This window comes from Streptomyces phaeoluteigriseus (assembly GCF_001896135.2).
Classification (GTDB): domain Bacteria; phylum Actinomycetota; class Actinomycetes; order Streptomycetales; family Streptomycetaceae; genus Streptomyces; species Streptomyces phaeoluteigriseus.
Window position 1 is genome coordinate 45,326 of the sequence record NZ_MPOH02000017.1, and the last position, 20,135, is coordinate 65,460.

The following is a 20,135-nucleotide window of genomic DNA, read 5'->3' on the forward strand; positions in this document are numbered from 1 at the left end:
CGTCGTGGGAGGGGCGGCCCCCGTCCCTCCCACCGCACGGGGGCCCCGGCTTCGACATGTTCCCGCCAAGCCGTATGGTTTCCGCCATGGCAGTCCCCGAGGTCATTCCGATCGCCTACGAGCCGAAGCACCGCACCGAGTCCATCGGTCGGTACGCGGACGGTCAGTTCCTCGCATCGGTCACATACGCGTTCCCGCAGGGCTTCCGTCTCGACGACGGCTGGGAAGAACACAAACGTCTCTACACCGTGCTTCACACCTTCGACGCCGAGGGCCGCTACCGGAACTCGGACATCTGGTGCGCCGGCACGTGGGCGCAGCAGCAGAGCAACCCCCACGGCGACGACTCGGTCCTCCACCGGGCCCGCGCCCGCCTGGCCACCCTCCTGCGCAGCCTGCCCCGCCGCTCGTACACGGACATCGCCGTCCGCCCCTTCCAGCTCACCCACGAGAACGTCCTGTTCGGACTCGTGATCCGCAAGGACGAGGAGGACGACGAGGACTGGGCGGAGCTGTACCCGGACCAGCTCGGCTTCGGTGCCCCGTGGGACGGCACCTACGACACCTGACGGGGCAGCCACCCGCGCCGCGCAACTGTCCACACCTCGACGGCGTCCCCCTCTGCGACACCGACGACACAGGGGGATCTCCATGGCGGTGTTCGGCAACGCGCACACCATCGACCCGGGTACGGCCCAGCAGGACTACGCGCGGCTGCTCGGGCAGGGGGAGCGGGTGCATGCCGCGTATCTGCTGATCCGGGACACGATCCTGTTCACCGACCGGCGGCTGCTGCTGGTCGACAAGCAGGGCATCACCGGGAAGAAGGTGGAGTACCACTCCGTCCCGTACCGCAGCATCACCCACTTCGCGGTCGAGACCGCGGGCACCTTCGACCTCGACGCCGAACTGAAGATCTGGGTGTCGGGCACGCCGACCCCGATCCAGAAGACGTTCACCAAGGGCGTGGACATCTACGAGGTGCAGGCGATCCTGACGCAGTTCGTCACGCAGTAGCCGGGCCCGCCCGGGGGCTGTTCCATCCGTTGGTCCGGGCGCGCCAGGCATACCCGGATGCCACCGCCCCTCCGCACCTGGACTTTTACGACCGCCTTGAAGGGCGGCCTCGTGCCAACCAGGTGCGGGGCGCGTGCCGTTGCTGGCTCAGTGTTCCGAGGCGTAGGTCACGAAGTCGGCCCACGCGCCGGGCGTGAGCCCCAGACGGGGACCGTCGACGTTCTTGGAGTCGCGGACGTGCACGGTGCCGGGGGTGAGAGCAAGCTCGACGCAGGAGTTGCCGTCCGTGCCGCCGCTGTAGCTGCTCTTGAACCACACCAGTTCGGAGGCGTCCCCGGCAGATTCCTTGCGGATCATGTCTCTCCCAGCAGTTGCTCGATGAAGGCCAGCGACTCCCGCGGTGAGAGAGCCTGCGCCCGGATGGTGCCATACCGCAGCTCAAGGATGCGCAGTTGCTTTGGATCGGTGATTGGCCGTCCGCTGAACGCGCCATCGGAACGCCCCACCGCCGTACCGTCCGGGAACTTCAGCAGCTCGATCCTGCCGTCCAGTCCTGGATGGGCCTCGGTGTTCGTCGGCATCACCTGGAGTGTGACGTTGTGCAACCGCCCAACCTCCAGCAGGTGTTCGAGCTGCTGTCGCCACACCATTGTGCCCCCAACCTGTCGACGCAGCGGTGCCTCTTCCAGCACGAAGTGGATCGACGGCGCAGGATCGCGTTCGAAGACCGACTGACGGGCCAACCGAGCCGCAACCATGCGGTCCACGTCATCTGGTGAGTACGGCGGCTGCGCTGCCTGGATCAGGGCCCGTGCGTGTTCGGGTGTCTGCAAGAGCCCCGCAATGATGCTGCACTCGTACACCCCGATCTCGACCGCCTTGGCCTCCAGCTTCCCCAGCTCCCGAACCTTCTTCGGATACCGGACCCTCTTCACGTCCTCCCAGGCCGCCGCAACGAGCCCGCCCGCACCCAACACCTCGTCGGCCTTGTCCAGGTACTCCTGCCGAGGAATCCGTTTCCCGCCCTCGACCTTGTAGACCAGGTCCTCCCCGTACCCGACCGCCACCGCGAAGTCGGCGGCCCGCATCCCCACCGCCTCCCGACGCAGCCTCAACTGCCGACCCACCGTCGCGAGTACGGCCACGCCCCACTCGTCGTCCGGGTCCACCTCCCACCCCGGCTCGTCCGCCTCGGTCCGGAGCCGTACCGCCTCGCCGTCCACCGACATACCGCACCCCTCTGTCGTACCGCCGTGCCGTAACGCCTGTACCCGTAGGCCCGTTTCCGACGGTCCGGACAGCGGCCGACAACCTCCGGACAGTCACCCTACGTATCAGCGCTGTCACTGTTCACGGTAAGCACGTGCGGCCACGCTCGGTCACGTGAACAGCGAAAAGTCCACCCAACTTCTCCCGCCCGCCGATCACTTCAGCGTGCTCCTGTCACCCACGCCCCGCGGTGCCCGCCTCGCCCGGTTGCTCGCCACGGACTGGATGCGCGACCGGGACCTGCCCCACCGCGTCGCCGAGGCCGCCGAACACCTCGTCGCCGAACTCGCCACGAACGCGGCCACCCACGGCCGGCTCCCTGGACGCGACTTCCGCCTCGTCCTCCTGGCCCGCGGCACGACTTTCCGCATCGAGGTCACGGACACTCGCGGGGGCGACCTCCCGCACCGCCAACGGCCCACCCCCGACGCCGAGTCCGGACGCGGCCTGCTTCTCGTCGAGGCCCTCGCCGACCGCTGGGGCGTGAAGCTCGGACCGGTCCCCCGCAAGACCGTATGGGCAGAACTCGATCTACCGCCAGTCTGACCAGCGGAAACGTCACCGGCACCGGAACCCGGCCGCGTGGGTTCCGGTGCGTCGGCCGTCTTTTCCAAGGACCACGAGAGAGAAAGAAACCCCACCAAGCCCCACCCCTCCCGCCCACGGCGCACCCTCACTCGCCCGAGTGATCATCACCAACTGAACTGGATTTGTGACCGGTTGCCTGCCCTACGCTCAGCGCAGCACGACACGGCACAACAACCCCAGACATGCCCCAGACATGGAACGGCCCTCGCCGGGACGGCAATCCCGATGCGAGGGCCTGACCACCAAGGAAGAAGCCCCTTCCCGATGGACACCCAAAACACTAGCGTGCGCCCGCACGCCCAGTCCCGTATCGGCGGGAAAAACCACCCCTACCGGCACGCCCGCGCCAAGGGGCACCCCGGCGGCGTCACCCACGACAACACCCGCCACTCCACCCGCTTCACGGTGCTCGGCAACCACCTCGCCCAGCACCCGGACCTGTCGCTCCTGGCGATCGGACTGGCCTGTCACATCCAGTCCCTCCCCACCGGCGCCGCCATCGACATCAAGACCCTGGCCGCCCGCTTCCCGGAAGGCCCGACCAGGATCGCCGCCGCCCTGCGCGAACTCGAAACCCACGGCTACCTGCGCCGCACCCGCGAACGCACCCCGACCGGCCGCATCGTCACCCGCACCGTCTCCTGCAACCAGCCGGGCCGACGCGACGCCACGTCCGGAGCGGGCGAGGCGACCGAGCCCCCGGCCCACCGCGCGGCCGCCGCCCCGCAGCGAAAACCCCCGCGCCGCGCGGCCCTCCCCGCCGTACCGAAACCCTCGTACAGCTCCCCCGCCCTCCTCCAGACGGCCACCGACGTCCTCGCCGGCCTGCGCCGTGAGGACCCCCGCCTGCTGCTCTCGGCCACCGACGCCGAGCACCTCGCCCCCGGCGTCGCCGCCTGGCTGGAACGCGACCTCACCCCCACCGCCGTACGCAAGGCCCTGGCCGACGACCTGCCCCTGGAACCCCTGGTCCGACCCGCCGCCTTCCTGGCCCACCGCCTGACGGCCAAGCTGCCGCCCCTCCCGCCCTACCGAGCGCCCGAGCCGCCACCACCCGTCCGTCACCCCCTGCGCATCTGCGACACCTGCGACCTCGGCTACCGCGGCCCCGATCCACGCCATTGCCAGGGATGCACACCGACGGAGCAGCCTTCGGGACCTGCCGAGGACTAAGGAGCCGCCCCGGCAGAAGGACGCGTACCGCCCCGAGCGTCGTGACACCGCACCTCCCAGGACCTCGGAAGGCTCCTCACGCCGTCCGCCCCCGCCTTGCCTATACCAATGAGGATATATACCGTGGAGTACATGCCGGGTTCGCGGTACACCGTCGAACTCGAACCCGAGGTGGAGAAATGGCTGGACTCGCTGACGCCGCACGAACACGGCCGCGTGATGTTCTACGCCGACCTCCTCGCCGACTTCGACGGCGTACTCGACGAGCCCTACAGCCGTCACCTCGGCGGCAAGGTGCGAGAACTGCGGTTCCGGCTCGAGCAGCGGCACTGGCGCGTCACCTACTGGCTCGCACCCGACCGGCGCATCGTGTTCCTCACCGTCTTCGCCAAGACACAGCGCCAGGAAACAGTCGAGGTGCAGCGCGCTCTCACCGCCCAGAAGGAATGCGAAGCCCGGCACCCGCCCGCCCACACCGTCTACGACCGCTTCCCGGAGGCCACACCATGAGCCACACCCGCTGGGACATCACCGACGCCGACCGGGCGCAGGAGGGGTACCAGGAGGCCCGCCGCGCCTACCTGTTCGGCAAGGCCGTCCGTGATCGCCGTACCTCCCTGGGCATGACTCAAACCCAGCTCGCCGCGCGAGCCGGTATGACGCAGGCCGCCGTCTCACGCCTGGAGCACGGGGGTTCCACTCCCACCATCCCCCTCCTGGAGCGTCTGGCCACGGCCCTCGACTCCACCCTGCACCTGGACATCGCACCCCACAGCGGTCTTTCGGTGACCTTCACCTCCGAGGCGGCCTGACGGAAAGAAGACGGGCCTCCCCTCCACGCGGTGCTCGGCCCCGTCCCGGCCCGGGAAGCCGGACTCCGCTCCCGTCTACTCGTCTACTCCTGGAACATCGCGAACGCCTCCACGCGGCGCATCCGCACACCCGTTCCACGGGGTTCCAGATCCCCTTTCACCGCCACCTCCAGCCCGCGCCGCCAAGCCTCGGTGGCCTTGCCGACGTCCTCGGGCCGACCTGACGGGCGCCGACCTGAAGGGGGTCGACCTCACAGGCGCCGATCTCGGGAAGGAGACCGATCCGGAGCTGCCGGCGGCGACCGTCACCCGCACCGTCCTCATCGACGCCGACCTACCGACGCGCTGCTCGACGGTGTCGACATCCGCGCCGCTTTCTGGGAGGAGGCGGACCTGGAGTGAGCCTCGGCCCACGGCCGCTGACGCACCGGGGCCCGGAGGACGTGTGTCCTCCGGGCCCCGCGCGAGGTGGCTGCTACTTGAGCACGCCCGCACCCGCCGTCGTGGCCAGCGACGTCGGCAGGTTCTTCGCCGAGGTCTCCAGGCCCGTCGTGAGGGTCGGGGTCCAGTTGACCGTGGTCTTCAGGTCCTTGGAGGAGGCGGCGTTGTAGGCGGCGACGAGGTCGGTCGTCGTGCCGTTGACCAGGTTGCCGGAACCCTTGACCGAGCCGGTGCCGTCGCCGCTGAGGAGCTTGGCGGCCTTCGCGCCGGACGGGAGCTTCCAGTAGTTGTTCTCCGCGACGACCTGGGCCTTGGCGCGGGAGTTGATGCTGTACTGCGTCGCGTAGCCGTTGAGGGGCGTGACGTCGTAGTAGTTGTTGTAGATGTGGATCTGGCCGATGCGGGCCAGCGGGGCGCGCTGGATGATGCCCTTCCACACGTTGTGGTGGATGGAGACGCGCAGCTTGCCGACGCTGTCGGTGTCGCTGCTGCCGATCAGCATCGTCTTGTCGTGGTTGGTGAACTGGTTGTGCGAGACGGTCACCAGGTCGGAGCCCTTGGTGATGTCGAGGGAGCCGTCGTGGATCTGGAACTCGCGGCCGTAGTACTTCGGGTTGGCACTGTCCAGGTGGGGCGCGTCGGTGAACGTGTTGTGGTCCACCCACACGTGGGTCGCGCCGCGCAGGGTGACCGAGTCGTAGTTGGAGTTCCAGTTGCCGTCGTCACCGTCGGTCGGGTCCCACTGCGGGAAGCAGTCCTCGGTGGCGGCGAAGGTCATGTTGCGGACGATGACGTTGTCCACGCTCTGCACCTGGAGCATGGCTCCGGTGAGGCCCGCGCCGGTCCCGGGGACGCCCACGATCGTCGTGTTGGCGGGCACCCTGAAGACGATGTTCTTGGCCTGCTTGGACTGGGCGGCGGCGCGCGCCGTCTCCTGCGTGCCGGACGGCAGCTTGGAGCGGCCGTAGGTGGCCGGGTCGTAGGCCTTGAGGTAGGCCGCCAGCGAGTAACCGGTGCCGGCCGCGTAGTCGGCGCAGGTCAGCTTCTTGCCCGCGTCGTCGGTGTTGGCGTCGATGGTGCCCTTGACCTTGATGATCCGAGGCGTGGTGTCGGTCGCGGAACCGAGCGCCTTCACGAGCTGGGCGCGGGTGGAGACGGTGAAGGTGTGAGCGGCGTCGGCCTTCGTGCCACCGGTGGTGCCCGTACCGGAGGACGCCCAGCCGTCCTTGGCGGCGAGCGTCTGGTGGTACAGGTCGACGGTCCCGGCGCTGGCGTTCATCACGACGACACCGGCACCGACACCCGCGGCCACGACGGCGGCGGTGACGACGAGGGTGCGGCGCGAGCGGAGGGACCGACGGTGGGAGGGAGCTGCCACGGAGGGATCCTTACAGGGGAGGAGCGGGGTTACGCCCTGTCAGTGGTCGCCGTGACGTGAAGAGTTGCCGCGCCGTCAGAGTTTTTTCTCCAGCCCCCTCCGCCACACGCGGATCAGCCCTGTCAGCACGCCGTCCCGCCGAGGCCACCGCGGTCCGCCGACCTCGACCGGGACGGTCCCGCCGACATCGTGGTCGGGGCGCCCGACTAAGCCCTCGGCGCGGGGTCGTACTCCCCCGACCCGGACACGGCGAACGTGCCGGACGCCTCCGAGACGGCGGACCGCTTGGCTTCGGCACGACCGTCTCCGCCGGGGGGCGTGTCTCTACCGCCGCCCCCGTCGGCCTCACCCGGCCGGACATGGTCCTGCCGGAGGGCTACGGGCTCGGCCGGGTCATCCGAGTCCGGCTCCGCCACGGCACCTCGGGTCGTACGGCCACGCGCACCTGCGTTCGTACCACCCGTCCGTGGTTCCGCCCGCCCTCAGCCCGCCGCCGGTGACGCCGACGCCGTCTCCCTGCCCAGCCCGGCCCGCGCTCTGCGCAGATGGTCCAGCCCTTCCCGCGCCGTCCGCGTCACCTCCGCGTACTCCGCCGCCGTACGGGCCGTCGCCAGTCGTGCCCGTGCCGCGCGATGGCAGTCCGCCGCGCTGGTCAGCGCCCGTGCCGTGTCCTCATCGGCCCCCGCCCAGGCCCGCACGTCCGGCGGAACCAGGCCTCCCCCCAGCCGTACGAGCCACTCGTTGGCCTCGGCCTCCGCGTCCAGGCCGGACGGGGGGCGTTCGCGTCGCGAGCGGCGCCGGGCGACCACCCCGCCGACCGCGCCGAGCATCAGCAGCACCGACAACACGACCATGAACCCCATGCCTGGCTTCCTCCTCCGCCCACCGACCCCGCGCCCCCATGAGACGCCTCCTCGCTGTGGAGGCGCCCCGGGATTCCTGTGGGGCGCCGGTGGGGTCTCCCTGCCAGGGGGCCCGGGAATCGCGAAGTGGCCCGGAACCGATGTCGGTTCCGGGCCACTCACCTCACTTCACTCCGTCTACTTCGGCTGCGGCTTGCGCACCGTCAGGTGCAGCTCACGCAGCCGCGCCTCCTCCAGCTCCGTCGGCGCGCCCATCATCAGGTCCTGGGCGTTGCCGTTGAGCGGGAAGGCGATCGTCTCGCGGATGTTCGGCTCGTCCGCGAGGAGCATGACGATGCGGTCGACACCGGGGGCGATGCCACCGTGCGGCGGGGCGCCGAAGCGGAGCGCGCGCAGCATGCCGGCGAACTCGCGTTCCACGGTCTCGTCGTCGTAGCCCGCGATGTTGAAGGCCTTGAGCATGATGTCCGGCTCGTGGTTCCGGATCGCGCCGGAGGACAGCTCGACGCCGTTGCAGACGATGTCGTACTGCCAGGCCAGGATGTCCAGCGGGTCCTGGTTCTCCAGGGCGTCCATGCCACCCTGCGGCATCGAGAACGGGTTGTGCGAGAAGTCGATCCTGCCGGTCTCCTCGTCCTTCTCGTACATCGGGAAGTCGACGATCCAGCAGAAGCGGAAGACGTTCTCCTCGAAGTGGCCGGCCCGCTTGGCGGCCTCGACGCGCACCGCGCCCATGATCTTCGAGACCTCGTCGAACTCGCCCGCGCCGAAGAACACCGCGTGACCGGCGGCCAGCGACAGCCGCTTCGTCAGCTCGGCCACGTTGTCCTCGGTGAGGAACTTCGCGATCGGGCCGGACAGCGAGCCGTCCTCGGCGACGCGGACCCAGGCCAGGCCCTTGGCACCCTGCGAGACGGCGTAGTCACCGAGCTGGTCGAAGAACTTGCGGGGCTGCGCCGAGACGTCCGGCACCGGCAGCGCGCGCACGTGCTTGCCGGCGAAGGCCTTGAACTCCGAGCCCTCGAAGATGTCGGTGATGTCGACCAGCTCCAGCCGGGCGCGCAGGTCCGGCTTGTCGGAGCCGTACTTCAGCATCGACTCGCGGAACGGGATCCGCGGGAACGGCGAGGTGACCTCACGGTCGCCGCCGAACTCCGTGAACAGCTCGGTCATGAGCTTCTCGATCGGCTGGAAGACGTCCTCCTGCTCGACGAAGCTCATCTCGACGTCGAGCTGGTAGAACTCGCCCGGCGAACGGTCCGCGCGGGCGTCCTCGTCGCGGAAGCAGGGGGCGATCTGGAAGTAGCGGTCGAAGCCGGAGATCATCAGCAGCTGCTTGAACTGCTGCGGCGCCTGCGGAAGGGCGTAGAAACGGCCCGGGTGGAGGCGCGAGGGGACCACGAAGTCGCGCGCGCCCTCGGGGGAGGTCGCGGTCAGGATCGGGGTCGCCATCTCGTTGAAGCCGAGCGCCACCATCTTGTGACGGATCGCCGAGATGACCGCCGTACGCAGCATGATGTTGCGATGCATGCGCTCGCGGCGCAGGTCGAGGAAGCGGTACTCCAGACGCCGCTCCTCGTTGACCCCGTCCTCGGTGTTGATCGTGAAGGGCAGCGGCTGGGCGGCGCCCAGCAGCTCGACCTCGCCGACCTCGACCTCGACCTCACCGGTGGGCAGGTCCGCGTTGACGTTCTCGGTGCCGCGGGAGACGACCTTGCCGTCGACGCGGACCGTCGACTCCTTGGTCAGCTTGTCGAGGGCCTCGTACGCGGGCGTGCCGGGACGGGCGACGAGCTGCGTGATGCCGTAGTGATCGCGCAGATCGATGAAGAGGATGCCGCCCAGGTCGCGCCGATTGTGCAGCCAGCCGCTCAGCCGGACGTCGGTGCCGACGTCAGAGGCGCGGAGCTCGCCGCAGGTGTGGGACCTGTACCGATGCATCGTCGTTCATCCAGTCTTCGCGGATCGGGGGCATGTTTCACGTGAAACAACCCCCAGGGTACCGGGCCAGCCATGATCGGCTCCCACCATTGATCGGCCCCCACCACTACGAACCCGGCGATCAGTGGCACTCTTCGATCGTCTGTTCTTAAAGTAGGGCAATGCGCACTGGCGAGCCTCTGCCCGCCGTGGGGGATGTCCTGGCCTCCCTCGCGACCGGCCTGTGGCACTGGGACACCTCCACCGGCCTGGTCACGGTCGATGCCGAGGCGGCCCGGCTGCTCGGGCTGCCCGCCGAGGGTGCTGTCCTCACCGAGGCCCAGACCCGGGCCCGGCTGCACCCCGTCGACTGGAACGAGATCACCGGCGTGGTCCAGCTGGCCGTCGCCGAGGGCACCCTCGCCGAGGTCCGCATCCGGATCATGGACGAGCACGGACGGATCGTCCGGGTCGTCCGCAGCCGATCCAAGCCGTCCTTCGACCCGGTCAGGAAGGCGTACGAGCTGATCGGCACCCTCCAGGAGGTCACCGAGCCCTCGCCGGGCACCCCGGCCGGCCGTAGTGCCGTCACCGGCGACTGGCGGCGCTCCCGCGAGGCGTTCCTGCTGGACGCGGGGCGGGCGCTGGCGGAGGCCCGGTCCACGGAGGAGGTGCTGCGGGTCGCGGCCAACCTGTCGATGCCGGGCTTCTCGCCGGACGGGCTCGCCGTGTTCGGCGTGGAGGGCGACCGGCTGACGATCATCGGACACCACGGACAGCAGCCCGGCGACGAGAACCCCTTCACCGAGATGTCGCTCCAGACGGACTATCCGGCGGCGGAGGTCGTCCGCACCGGCCGGGCCGTCTATCTCTCCTCGCCCGAGCACTACAAGTCCCGCTACCCCCTCACCTGGCCGCTCGCCGCGCAGTTCGGCCGCCACTCCTGGGCGTTCCTGCCGCTGACGGTGGCCGGGCGGACCATGGGCGCCTGGATGGCCGGCTTCACCTATCCTGTCGCGTTCACCCCCGACGAGCGGTCCGTGCTCACCACCGTGGCCCGCATGCTCGCCCAGGCCCTCACCCGGGCCGGCGCCGCCGAGACCCAGCGCGAGCTGACGGACGGGCTGCAACGCTCCATGCTGCCCACGCTCGGCCCCGAGATCCCCGGCATGACCCTCGCCGCCCGCTACATACCGACCGGCGGCGGCCTCCAGGTCGGCGGCGACTGGTACGACATGATCCCGCTGCCGAACAAACGGTTCGCGCTGGTCATCGGGGACGTCCAGGGTCACGACGTGCGGGCGGCCGGCCTCATGGGCCAGCTCCGCATCGCCCTGCGGGCGTACGCCTCCGAGGGCCACGGCCCCGACGCCGTCCTCTCCCGCGCCTCCCGCTTCCTGTACGGCCTCACCCACACCGGGGACGTCAACGCCCACGCCGCCCTGCGCTTCGCGACCTGCCTGTACATCGAGGTCGACCCCGTCACCGGCGTCCTGGAAACCGCCCGCGCCGGGCACCTCGACCCGGCGATCCGGATGGCCGACGGCACGGTCCTCGTCCACGCCACCGCCGGCGGACTCCCCCTCGGCATCGACCCGGACTCCGACTACCCCACCACCCGCCTCACCCTGGAACCCGGCGAGGCGCTGATGCTGTGCACCGACGGCCTGCTGGAGACGGGCGGACACGACCTCGACACCGGCTGGCGGCGCCTGCGCAAGATCCTGGAGAAGCACGACGGCGGCCTGGAGGAGCTGGCGGACGCACTCGTCCAGGCTGTCCACGGGCCGTCCTCGCACCACACCACCGGTCCGCTGGCCGACCGCCGCGAGGAGACATCGCCCTCCTCCTCGTCTGCCGCCACGGCGGCGCGGGCTGCGGAGGGCTGGGCGCCGCACCGGCCCGCCCGGCCGTACGGCGCTCCATGCTGACCATCGCGCAGGCCGAACCCGAGCGGATCGCCGAGGCCCGCGCGCAACTCCGCGAGCTGCTGCACGACTGGCCCAGCGACGATCAGGTCGACTCGGCCGTCCTCCTGGTCTCCGAGATGCTGACCAACGTCCTCGTGCACACCGACGACGACGCGCTGCTGGTGGCGGAGGTGTCCGGCGACCCCGGCGAACGCCGGATGCGGATCGAGGTCACCGACACCAGCGACTCCCTGCCCCACAAGCGCCGGCCCGGCGAACTGGCCTCGTCCGGACGCGGCCTCGTCCTGACCGAACTGCTCGCCGACGAGTGGGGGGTGTCCCCGCGCGGCGAGGGCAAGACCATCTGGTTCGAGCTCTACGAGCCGACCGAGTCCGGCGAGCTGCCCGGCGAGCCGGAGTCGGCGGCATAGGAAGCGGGGCCGGGCGCGGCGACGGGCGCGGCATGAGGCGCGGCGCCGGGCGCAGCGCCGGTTGCGGCACGAGGCACGGCACCGGGCGCAGCGCCGGGTGCGGAGCCGGTTGCGGCGCCGGTTGCGGGGCCGGGCGTAGCACCGGTTGCGGGGCCGGGCGTAGCACCGGGCGCGGGGCCAGGCGTAGCACCGGACGCGGGGCCCGTTGCGGCGCCGGACGCGGCACCGGGCGCGGCGTAACGCCCCCGCGGCGCGTGCCGCACACCGAACGCCGTCGCGGTCAGCGCTGCGTCGAGCAGCATGCCGAGGATCCCGGCGACCGACGCCCCCGAAACGACGCCCCGCCGTGATCGCGAGCATCACCACCGCCGGACGCAACCGCCGGACGCATCTGCACCGTCCGGCTCTGGATCATCGGCTGGGGCGCATGCCCCTCCAGCGCGTTGTCCTGGGCGCGGGGCCGGCCGTCTGCCGCCCCGTCATCGGAACGCGATCCGGCCGCCGTACAGCCCGCCCCCGCCGGCGGCACGGCGCAGGTCCGGACCGCACGACAAAGGCCCGAAGTCGCGAGGTGCGGTCGCGGCTCGGGCCTTTGTCCTGCGTCAGCCGGAGTCTCAGGCCTGCGGGCCGCTCTCCGACATTCCGTGGACCGCCGGGATCGTGCCCAGCCGGCCCTTCTGGAAGTCGTCGAACGCCTGCTGGAGTTCGTCGCGGGTGTTCATGACGAACGGGCCGTAGTGGGCCATCGGCTCGCGGATCGGCCGGCCGCCGAGGAGGACGACCTCCATGTCCGGGGTGTGGGAGTCCTGCCGCTCGTCCGCGCGGACGGTCAGGGAGGAGCCCGCTCCGAAGACGGCGGTCTGGCCGAGGTGGACCGGGCGGCGCTCCGCGCCGACCGAGCCCTTGCCCGCCATGACGTACGCGAGGCCGTTGAAGTCCTCCCGCCACGGCAGGGTGATCTCCGCGCCCGGCGCGAGTGTCGCGTGGATCATGGTGATCGGCGTGTGGGTGATACCCGGGCCCGCGTGGCCGTCCAGCTCACCCGCGATGACACGCAGCAGCGCGCCGCCGTCGGGGCTGGCGAGCAGCTGGACGTTGCCGCCCCTGATGTCCTGGTACCTGGGCGCCATCATCTTGTCCTTCGCCGGGAGGTTCACCCACAGCTGGAGGCCGTGGAAGAGACCGCCGGACATGACGAGCTGCTCCGGCGGCGCCTCGATGTGGAGGAGACCGGAACCGGCCGTCATCCACTGGGTGTCGCCGTTGGTGATGGTGCCGCCGCCGCCCTGGCTGTCCTGGTGGTCGAAGATCCCGTCGATGATGTAGGTGACGGTCTCGAAGCCGCGGTGGGGGTGCCACGGGGTGCCCTTCGGCTCCCCGGGCGCGTACTCCACCTCGCCCATCTGGTCCATCATGATGAACGGGTCGAGGTGACGGTAGTTGATCCCCGCGAAGGCCCGGCGCACCGGGAAGCCCTCGCCCTCGAAGCCGCTCGGCGCGGTCGTCACCGTGAGCACGGGACGTGCCACGGCGTCGGCCTGTGCGGTCACGCGGGGCAGGGTCAACGGGTTCTCGACGGTCACTGCAGGCATGTCCGTACCTCCTTGGGCGGCGTGCGTCCCACTTTAGTTGAGCGTTGAACTTTCTGCCACCCGTAACGACGCGGACCCGGAGGACATTCCCTCCGGGCCCGCGCCTTCTGGGCTGTCGATGTCAGCTGTTCTCGACCGGGAACCGCGCCGGGGCCACGGGGGTGGTGGCCACCGAGGCGGTGCCCGACGACATGACGCCGAGCACCGCGGAGCCGAAGAGGACCGCGAGCGCCGTCGCCACCGGAGTGCCCCGGATGCGCACAGTGAAGAACCCCCACAGAAAGAACCCGGTGGTCGGCCGGGTGATGAGAGCGCCGCGCGGCGCCCGCGCACACCGTGAGATCGATGACGCGCGGGGCGCGGCTGCCAGGGGAACCCTATGGCATGCCTGTGACAAATGGGGTGGGGTTTCAGCCGCCGCGAAGGCCGTCAGCCGCGCGCTCGCCGCGGCGGATCGGCCCCGTCAGCCGCGCGCCCGACGCGGCCGATCAGCCGTACATCCGGCGCAGGGGCAGGGGCAGGGGCAGGGGCAGGGGTAGGCGCAAGGTGCGCAGGGTGCAGATGCAGGCCGGATCAGCCGTACATCCGGCGCATCGCGAAGTCGACCATCTGCTCGACCGCCTTCGCGTCGAAGACCATGCGGTGCTCGCCCTCCATGTCGAGGACGAAGCCGTAGCCGGTGGGCAGCAGGTCGAGCACCTCGGCGCCGGTGATGACGAAGTACTTGGACTCCTTGCCCGCGTACCGGCGCAGTTCCTTGAGCGTGGTGAACATCGGGATCACCGGCTGCTGGGTGTTGTGCAGGGCGAGGAAACCGGGGTTGTCGCCGCGCGGGCAGTAGACCTTGGAGGTGGCGAAGACCTGCTGGAAGTCCTCGGCGGCCAGCTGACCCGTGGTGAAGGCCCGCACCGCGTCCGCGAGCGAGGGCGGGGACGGCTCGGGGTACAGAGGCGGCTGCTGACCGTATCCGCCGGGACCGCCGGGCATCTGCTGTTGCGGCGGGGCGTACTGCTGCTGAGCGCCAACGTTCTGGTCGTAGCCGTACATGGGCGCAAGCGTACCGAGCCGGCGCCACCCAGGTCGTGGGTAGACCCTTCTCACACTTGGCCGAGTTGGGGTTGCGTCTTATTACCGACGGGTAGCATCATCGGAGCTACTTGTTGGTACGTGAACTAGCGCGAGGATCAAGTGCCTCGCCGATCTCTCTCTACGGAGCGCAGTCGCCATGGGGCACTACAAGTCGAATCTCCGCGACATCGAGTTCAACCTCTTCGAAGTACTCGGGCGCGACAAGCTGTACGGCACCGGCCCCTTCGAGGAGATGGACACCGAGACCGCGAAAAGCATCCTCGAGGAGCTGACCCGCCTCTCGGAGAACGAGCTGGCGGAGTCCTTCGCGGACGCCGACCGCAACCCGCCGGTCTTCGACCCGGAGACCAACACCGCGCCGGTCCCCGCCTCCTTCAAGAAGAGCTACCAGGCCTTCATGGACTCCGAGTACTGGCGCCTCGGCCTGCCCGAGGGGATCGGCGGCACCACCGCGCCGCCGTCGCTGATCTGGTCGTACGCGGAACTGATCCTCGGCGCCAACCCGGCCGTGTGGATGTACTCCTCCGGCCCGGCCTTCGCGGGCATCCTCTTCGACGAGGGCAACGAGACGCAGAAGCACATCGCGAAGATCGCCGTGGACAGGCAGTGGGGCTCCACCATGGTCCTCACCGAGCCGGACGCCGGCTCGGACGTGGGCGCCGGCCGCACCAAGGCCGTGCAGCAGGAGGACGGCTCCTGGCACATCGAGGGCGTGAAGCGGTTCATCACGTCCGGTGAGCACGACATGTCGGAGAACATCCTCCACTACGTGCTCGCGCGGCCGGAGGGCGCCGGTCCGGGCACCAAGGGCCTCTCCCTCTTCCTCGTGCCCAAGTACCTCTTCGACTTCGAGACCGGCGAGCTGGGCGAGCGCAACGGCGTCTACGCCACCAACGTCGAGCACAAGATGGGCCTGAAGGCCTCCAACACCTGCGAGATGACCTTCGGCGACCAGCACCCCGCCAAGGGCTGGCTGATCGGCGACAAGCACGACGGCATCCGCCAGATGTTCCGGATCATCGAGTTCGCGCGGATGATGGTCGGCACGAAGGCCATCTCCACGCTGTCTACGGGCTACCTCAACGCGCTGGAGTACGCCAAGGAGCGCGTCCAGGGTCCGGACCTCGCCAACTTCATGGACAAGACCGCGCCCAAGGTCACCATCACCCACCACCCGGACGTCCGCCGCGCGCTGATCACGCAGAAGGCGTACGCGGAGGGCATGCGCGCCCTCGTCCTCTACACCGCCTCGATCCAGGACGCGATCGCCGTCAAGGAGGCGAACGGCGAGGACTCCAGGACCGAGCACGCGCTGAACGACCTGCTCCTGCCGATCGTGAAGGGCTACGGCTCCGAGAAGGGCTACGAGCAGCTCGCGCAGTCGCTCCAGACCTTCGGCGGCTCCGGGTTCCTCCAGGAGTACCCGATCGAGCAGTACATCCGCGACGCCAAGATCGACACCCTCTACGAGGGCACCACCGCCATCCAGGGACAGGACTTCTTCTTCCGGAAGATCGTCCGCAACCAGGGCTCCGCGCTGAACTCCCTGGCCGAGGACATCAAGAAGTTCCTGGAGCTCGGCACCGGCGGCGAGGCACTGTCGGGCGCCCGCGAGCACCTGGCCAAGGCCGCCGTCGAGCTGGAGGCCATCGTCGGCCTGATGCTGACGGACCTCGCGGCCACCGAGCAGGACGTCAAGAACATCTACAAGGTGGGCCTCAACACCACCCGCCTGCTGATGGCCTCCGGTGACGTGATCGTCGGCTACCTGCTGCTCAAGGGCGCCGCGATCGCCGCCGAGAAGCTGGAGACGGCCTCGGCCAAGGACAAGGCCTTCTACACCGGCAAGATCGCGGCGGCGAAGTTCTTCGCGGCCAACGTCCTGCCGGGCGTCACGCTGGCCCGCAGGATCGCGGCCGGCGTCGAGCTGGACCTGATGGAGCTGGACGAGGCCGCCTTCTAGGCACAGCCGAGGCCGCGTTCCCCACACAGCCGAGGCCGCGTTCCCCACACAGCCGAGGCCGCGTTCCGGGACACATCCGGCCAGCCGCACCGACCTCCACACCGTCCTCACGAGGGCCCGCTCCCGATCACCGGGAGCGGGCTTTCGTACGTCGTTAAGGTGAACCCCATGAGCGCACCCCCCCGCTTCGACCGCGCCACACCGACGACCTCATGTCCTTCCTGACGGCGAGCCCCTCGCCGTACCACGCCGTGGCGACCGCCGCCGAGCGGCTGGAGAAGGCAGGGTTCCGACAGGTCGCCGAGACGGACGCCTGGGACGGGACGAGCGGCGGAAAGTACGTGCTGCGCGGTGGCGCGATCGTGGCCTGGTACGTCCCCGAGGGCATCGCGCCGCACACCCCCTTCCGGATCGTCGGCGCACACACCGACTCGCCCAACCTCCGCGTCAAGCCGCTGCCCGACACCGGTGCGCACGGCTGGCGCCAGGTCGCCGTGGAGATCTACGGCGGCCCCCTGCTCAACTCCTGGCTCGACCGCGACCTCGGCCTCTCCGGCCGCCTCACCCTGCGCGACGGCTCCACCCGCCTCGTCGACATCGGCCGGCCGCTGCTGCGGGTGCCGCAGCTCGCCATCCACCTGGACCGGGCCGTCAACACCGACGGCCTCAAGCTGGACAAGCAGCGGCACATCCAGCCCATCTGGGGCCTCGGCGGCGACGTCCGGGACGGCGATCTGATCGCCTTCCTGGAGGAGGAGTCCGGGCTGTCGGCGGGTCAGGTCACCGGCTGGGACCTGATGGTGCACTCCATCGAGCCGCCCGCCTACCTCGGCCGCGACGAGGAACTGCTGGCCGGCCCGCGCATGGACAACCTGCTGTCCGTGCACGCCGGTACGGCGGCCCTGGCGGCCGTCGTGACGAACGGCGCGGCCCTGCCGTACATCCCGGTGCTCGCCGCCTTCGACCACGAGGAGAACGGCTCCCAGTCGGACACCGGCGCGGACGGGCCGCTGCTCGGCACGGTGCTGGAGCGTTCGGTGTTCGCGCGCGGAGGGTCGTACGAGGACCGGGCGAGGGCCTTCGCGGGCACCGTCTGTCTGTCCTCGGACACCGGGCACGCGGTCCACCCCAACTACGCGGAGCGGCACGACCCGACGCACCACCCGCGCGTCAACGGCGGTCCGATCCTCAAGGTCAACGTCAACAACCGGTACGCCACCGACGGTTCGGGGCGGGCCGTCTTCGCCGCCGCCTGCGAGAAGGCGGGCGTGCCCTTCCAGTCCTTCGTCTCCAACAACTCCATGCCGTGCGGCACCACCATCGGCCCGATCACCGCGGCCCGGCACGGCATCCGCACCGTCGACATCGGTGTGGCCATCCTGTCGATGCACAGCGCACGGGAGTTGAGCGGCGCGGACGACCCGTACCTGCTGGCCAACGCGCTGGTGGCGTTCCTGGAGGGCTGACCGCCGGTCGTCAAGGATGTTCCCCGGCATGGGAGTTGCCTGCCGGGGTACCCGGTCATCGTGACCGGAACGACCGGTACACGGAGCAGGGAGGCGACACTCATGGGCCTCGGCGGGTGCATCATCCTCATCGCCGTGGGAGCCATCCTCACGTTCGCGACCGACTGGCACATGCAGGGCGTCAACCTCGATCTGGTCGGCGTCATCCTGATGATCGTCGGCCTCATCGGCGTGACGACCTTCAGCAGCATCGCCCGACGCCGCCGCGTGATGGTCCCCCCGGCCTCGACGACCGTGGTCGAGACGGAACGACACCACCACCGCGACGGGTACGGCGTGTGACGGCTCCCGGGATCAGGCGTCGAGGCCTGCCGGCACCAGCGGCAGGCGGTCGGCGCCGCTCTCGGTGAGCAGTACCCCCTTTCGCCACCGTCGGGTTCGACTCCAGCGCGCGCGACAGGTCCGGGTCCGCGCCCTCGCCGGCGAGCAGCAGCTCGGGCGGGGCCGCGGAGACCCGCAGTCGGGTGGAGGGGCCGTAACGGCTGTCGAACTGCTGCCCGGTGGGCGGGTCGGCCGGTGCCGGGCCGACTCCACGACCACGATGTCGTCACCGGCGAGGACGGCGCCGCTGGGTTCCTCCCAGCTCACGGCAGCGAAGCCGCGGACTCGGCGCATCCGGGTTACAGACTGCGTTCCGCACGGGTCGGCGGGGAAGCCGTAGAGCCATGAGATTCCTCGTGCGCGACCGCATCCTCGGCTTCGGTGACGACTACTGGATCGAGGACGACCAGGGCAACAAGGTCTTCCTCGTCGACGGCAAGGCGATCCGGCTGCGCGACACCTTCGAGCTGAAGGACACCCGTGGGCGGGTCCTGATCGACATCCACCAGAAGATGTTCGCGCTGCGCGACACCATGGTGATCGAACGGGACGGCGAGCCACTGGCCACCATCCGCCGCAAACGGCTGTCCCTGCTGCGCAACCACTACCGCGTCTCCCTCGCGGACGGCCGCACCGTCCTGGACGTCAGCGGCAAGATCCTCGACCGCGAGTTCGCCGTCGAGTACGACGGTGAGCTGCTGGCCGTCATCTCCCGGCGCTGGCTGCACGTGCGCGAGACGTACGGCGTCGACGTCGTCCGGGACGACGCCGATCCGGCGCTGCTGATCGCGGTCGCGGTGTGCGTGATCCACCTGGCGGAGAAGGAACGGGAGGACTGAGGGGCTGAGGGAACCGAGCAGGCTGAGGGACTGAGCAGGCTGAGGGGACTGGGGAGACCGAGGGCACTGAGGGCACTGAGGGCACTCAGGAGACTGACGGCACTCAGGAGGCTGAGGGACCAAGGAAGCCGGGGCCTCAGCGGCGGGGCGGCTGGAGCCCCAGTACCCGGTCCTTCAGGGCCGGGAACTGCTCCCTCGTCGTCGCGACCCTCGCCGGGTCGAACTCCACGGTGAGGACCTCCTCGCCCGGTCCGGCCTCGGCCAGCACCTCGCCCCACGGATCGACCACGATCGAGTGACCGGCCTGCGGAACTCCGGCGTGCGTCCCGGCCGTTCCACACGCGAGCACGAACGCCTGGTTCTCCACCGCCCGCGCCTGAGCCAGCAGCGTCCAGTGCGCCCGGCGGCGCTCCGGCCAGCCCGCGGGGACGACCAGGGTCTCGGCGCCGGCGTCGACGAGACCGCGGAAGAGTTCGGGGAAGCGGAGGTCGTAGCAGGTGGCCACACCCAGAGTCGTCTCAGGCAGGCGTACCGTCACCAGATCCCGGCCCGCGCCCATCAGGACGGCCTCGCCCTTGTCGAAACCGAAGCGGTGGATCTTTCGGTAGGCGGCGGCCCGCTCCCCGGAGGGGGAGAAGACGAGCGAGGTGTTGTAGAGGGCCCCGTCAGGGGCCCGCTCGGGGATCGAGCCCGCGTGCAGCCACACGCCCGCGTCGCTCGCGGCCTTGGCCATCGCCTCGTGCGTCGGGCCGTCCAGCGGCTCGGCCTCGGCGGCGAACTCCTCGTAGGCGAAGGCCCCGGTCGTCCACAGTTCGGGCAGGACCACCAGGTCGGCGACACCGGCCTGGTCCCGTACCAGAGACGCGACCCGGCCCCGCCGCGATTCGGCCGAATCACCCTCATCTACGGCGATCTGGATCAGAGAGGCGCGCACACTACCACCGTCCTGGCATTCGAGCCGTTCACACGGGCCTACGATCGTCACACGAAAGCACTGCCGGGG

General features: G+C 70.1%; 18 protein-coding genes and 4 pseudogenes. 12 read left to right on the forward strand and 10 right to left on the reverse strand.

The annotated features are described in order from the left end of the window. Positions 1-86: 86 nt before the first annotated feature. Positions 87-569, forward strand: coding sequence for a hypothetical protein (locus BM536_RS27610; RefSeq protein WP_073493813.1), 483 nt, complete (start codon positions 87-89; stop codon positions 567-569). An 82-nt stretch (positions 570-651) separates the two neighbouring features. Continuing rightward, positions 652-1,017, forward strand: coding sequence for a PH domain-containing protein (locus tag BM536_RS27615; protein ID WP_073493815.1), 366 nt, complete (start codon positions 652-654; stop codon positions 1,015-1,017). A 147-nt stretch (positions 1,018-1,164) separates the two neighbouring features. On the opposite strand, the gene BM536_RS27620 is transcribed toward BM536_RS27615, so the two are convergent. After that, positions 1,165-1,374 carry a DUF397 domain-containing protein gene (locus BM536_RS27620; protein WP_073493816.1) on the reverse strand — a complete coding sequence of 70 codons (210 nt, stop codon included), beginning with the start codon at positions 1,372-1,374 and terminating at the stop codon, positions 1,165-1,167. After that, positions 1,371-2,246 (reverse strand): helix-turn-helix domain-containing protein, encoded by an 876-nt coding sequence (locus BM536_RS27625; RefSeq protein WP_073493818.1) that lies wholly within the window; start codon positions 2,244-2,246, stop codon positions 1,371-1,373. The genes BM536_RS27620 and BM536_RS27625 overlap by 4 nt, the downstream gene beginning before the upstream one ends. 154 nt (positions 2,247-2,400) lie before the next feature. Here BM536_RS27625 and BM536_RS27630 point away from each other — a divergent pair, with 154 nt between their 5' ends. From BM536_RS27630 to BM536_RS44990, 5 genes and pseudogenes are all read left to right on the forward strand, one after another. Further along, positions 2,401-2,832: an ATP-binding protein gene (locus tag BM536_RS27630; RefSeq protein ID WP_094103658.1), complete on the forward strand. Its 432-nt coding sequence runs from the start codon at positions 2,401-2,403 to the stop codon at positions 2,830-2,832. A 306-nt stretch (positions 2,833-3,138) separates the two neighbouring features. Further along, the gene (locus BM536_RS27635; protein ID WP_094103659.1) at positions 3,139-4,047 is read left to right on the forward strand and encodes a helix-turn-helix domain-containing protein; all 909 of its coding nucleotides are present in this window, start codon (positions 3,139-3,141) and stop codon (positions 4,045-4,047) included. 132 nt (positions 4,048-4,179) lie between these two features. Further along, positions 4,180-4,557 carry a type II toxin-antitoxin system RelE/ParE family toxin gene (locus BM536_RS27640; RefSeq protein ID WP_073493842.1) on the forward strand — a complete coding sequence of 126 codons (378 nt, stop codon included), beginning with the start codon at positions 4,180-4,182 and terminating at the stop codon, positions 4,555-4,557. Next, entirely contained in the window at positions 4,554-4,859 is a 306-nt protein-coding gene (locus BM536_RS27645; RefSeq protein ID WP_073493824.1) for a helix-turn-helix domain-containing protein, read from the forward strand. Before BM536_RS27640 ends, BM536_RS27645 begins: the two co-directional genes overlap by 4 nt. Positions 4,860-5,070: 211 nt before the next feature. Further along, positions 5,071-5,127: pseudogene (locus tag BM536_RS44990) on the forward strand (pentapeptide repeat-containing protein); the annotation flags it as partial. Positions 5,128-5,334: 207 nt separating this feature from the next. On the opposite strand, the gene BM536_RS27650 reads toward BM536_RS44990, so the two are convergent. From BM536_RS27650 to aspS, 3 genes are all read right to left on the reverse strand, one after another. Beyond that, positions 5,335-6,678, reverse strand: coding sequence for a pectate lyase family protein (locus tag BM536_RS27650; RefSeq protein ID WP_073493826.1), 1,344 nt, complete (start codon positions 6,676-6,678; stop codon positions 5,335-5,337). Positions 6,679-7,160: 482 nt separating this feature from the next. Continuing rightward, the gene (locus BM536_RS27660; protein ID WP_073493830.1) at positions 7,161-7,541 is read right to left on the reverse strand and encodes a hypothetical protein; all 381 of its coding nucleotides are present in this window, start codon (positions 7,539-7,541) and stop codon (positions 7,161-7,163) included. Positions 7,542-7,718: 177 nt separating this feature from the next. After that, positions 7,719-9,482 carry an aspartate--tRNA ligase gene (aspS, locus tag BM536_RS27665; protein WP_073493833.1) on the reverse strand — a complete coding sequence of 588 codons (1,764 nt, stop codon included), beginning with the start codon at positions 9,480-9,482 and terminating at the stop codon, positions 7,719-7,721. A gap of 161 nt (positions 9,483-9,643) precedes the next feature. On the opposite strand from aspS, the pseudogene BM536_RS27670 reads away from it, so the two are divergent. Next, positions 9,644-11,802: pseudogene (locus tag BM536_RS27670) on the forward strand (SpoIIE family protein phosphatase). A 614-nt stretch (positions 11,803-12,416) separates the two neighbouring features. On the opposite strand, the gene BM536_RS27675 reads toward BM536_RS27670, so the two are convergent. The 3 genes from BM536_RS27675 to BM536_RS27680 all read right to left on the reverse strand — a co-directional run bounded on the left by BM536_RS27675 (position 12,417) and on the right by BM536_RS27680 (position 14,441). Further along, positions 12,417-13,394, reverse strand: coding sequence for a pirin family protein (locus BM536_RS27675; protein ID WP_073498354.1), 978 nt, complete (start codon positions 13,392-13,394; stop codon positions 12,417-12,419). Positions 13,395-13,515: 121 nt separating this feature from the next. Further along, positions 13,516-13,656 (reverse strand): hypothetical protein, encoded by a 141-nt coding sequence (locus BM536_RS40865; protein ID WP_158086548.1) that lies wholly within the window; start codon positions 13,654-13,656, stop codon positions 13,516-13,518. Between the two features lie 311 nt (positions 13,657-13,967). Beyond that, complete coding sequence (locus tag BM536_RS27680) at positions 13,968-14,441, reverse strand: SseB family protein (protein ID WP_073498351.1); 474 nt, start codon at positions 14,439-14,441, stop codon at positions 13,968-13,970. 178 nt (positions 14,442-14,619) lie between these two features. On the opposite strand from BM536_RS27680, the gene BM536_RS27685 reads away from it, so the two are divergent. The 3 genes and pseudogenes from BM536_RS27685 to BM536_RS27695 all read left to right on the forward strand — a co-directional run bounded on the left by BM536_RS27685 (position 14,620) and on the right by BM536_RS27695 (position 18,254). Further along, the gene (locus BM536_RS27685; protein ID WP_073498349.1) at positions 14,620-16,446 is read left to right on the forward strand and encodes an acyl-CoA dehydrogenase; all 1,827 of its coding nucleotides are present in this window, start codon (positions 14,620-14,622) and stop codon (positions 16,444-16,446) included. 168 nt (positions 16,447-16,614) lie between these two features. Next, positions 16,615-17,912 (forward strand): annotated as a pseudogene (locus tag BM536_RS27690) (M18 family aminopeptidase). 102 nt (positions 17,913-18,014) lie between these two features. Next, the gene (locus BM536_RS27695; RefSeq protein ID WP_073498345.1) at positions 18,015-18,254 is read left to right on the forward strand and encodes a DUF6458 family protein; all 240 of its coding nucleotides are present in this window, start codon (positions 18,015-18,017) and stop codon (positions 18,252-18,254) included. Positions 18,255-18,266: 12 nt separating this feature from the next. On the opposite strand, the pseudogene BM536_RS43265 reads toward BM536_RS27695, so the two are convergent. Beyond that, positions 18,267-18,563, reverse strand: a pseudogene (locus tag BM536_RS43265) (alkyl hydroperoxide reductase); the annotation flags it as partial. Between the two features lie 74 nt (positions 18,564-18,637). On the opposite strand from BM536_RS43265, the gene BM536_RS27705 reads away from it, so the two are divergent. Beyond that, on the forward strand, positions 18,638-19,132 hold the full coding sequence (locus tag BM536_RS27705; protein WP_073498344.1) for an LURP-one-related/scramblase family protein: 495 nt from the start codon (positions 18,638-18,640) through the stop codon (positions 19,130-19,132). A 136-nt stretch (positions 19,133-19,268) separates the two neighbouring features. Here BM536_RS27705 and BM536_RS27710 read toward each other — a convergent pair whose 3' ends face one another. Further along, complete coding sequence (locus BM536_RS27710; protein ID WP_073498342.1) at positions 19,269-20,066, reverse strand: carbon-nitrogen family hydrolase; 798 nt, start codon at positions 20,064-20,066, stop codon at positions 19,269-19,271. Positions 20,067-20,135 lie beyond the last annotated feature (69 nt).

Bases quoted from the DNA above. Each gene is read 5' to 3' on its own strand.
- BM536_RS27610 (WP_073493813.1), top strand. From the start codon at position 87: ATGGCAGTCCCCGAGGTCATTCCGATCGCCTACGAGCCGAAGCACCGC.
- BM536_RS27615 (WP_073493815.1), top strand. From the start codon at position 652: ATGGCGGTGTTCGGCAACGCGCACACCATCGACCCGGGTACGGCCCAG.
- BM536_RS27620 (WP_073493816.1), bottom strand. From the start codon at position 1,374: ATGATCCGCAAGGAATCTGCCGGGGACGCCTCCGAACTGGTGTGGTTC.
- BM536_RS27625 (WP_073493818.1), bottom strand. From the start codon at position 2,246: ATGTCGGTGGACGGCGAGGCGGTACGGCTCCGGACCGAGGCGGACGAG.
- BM536_RS27635 (WP_094103659.1), top strand. From the start codon at position 3,139: ATGGACACCCAAAACACTAGCGTGCGCCCGCACGCCCAGTCCCGTATC.
- BM536_RS27640 (WP_073493842.1), top strand. From the start codon at position 4,180: ATGCCGGGTTCGCGGTACACCGTCGAACTCGAACCCGAGGTGGAGAAA.
- BM536_RS27645 (WP_073493824.1), top strand. From the start codon at position 4,554: ATGAGCCACACCCGCTGGGACATCACCGACGCCGACCGGGCGCAGGAG.
- BM536_RS27660 (WP_073493830.1), bottom strand. From the start codon at position 7,541: ATGGGGTTCATGGTCGTGTTGTCGGTGCTGCTGATGCTCGGCGCGGTC.
- aspS (WP_073493833.1), bottom strand. From the start codon at position 9,482: ATGCATCGGTACAGGTCCCACACCTGCGGCGAGCTCCGCGCCTCTGAC.
- BM536_RS27675 (WP_073498354.1), bottom strand. From the start codon at position 13,394: ATGCCTGCAGTGACCGTCGAGAACCCGTTGACCCTGCCCCGCGTGACC.
- BM536_RS27680 (WP_073498351.1), bottom strand. From the start codon at position 14,441: ATGTACGGCTACGACCAGAACGTTGGCGCTCAGCAGCAGTACGCCCCG.
- BM536_RS27685 (WP_073498349.1), top strand. From the start codon at position 14,620: ATGGGGCACTACAAGTCGAATCTCCGCGACATCGAGTTCAACCTCTTC.
- BM536_RS27695 (WP_073498345.1), top strand. From the start codon at position 18,015: ATGGGCCTCGGCGGGTGCATCATCCTCATCGCCGTGGGAGCCATCCTC.
- BM536_RS27705 (WP_073498344.1), top strand. From the start codon at position 18,638: ATGAGATTCCTCGTGCGCGACCGCATCCTCGGCTTCGGTGACGACTAC.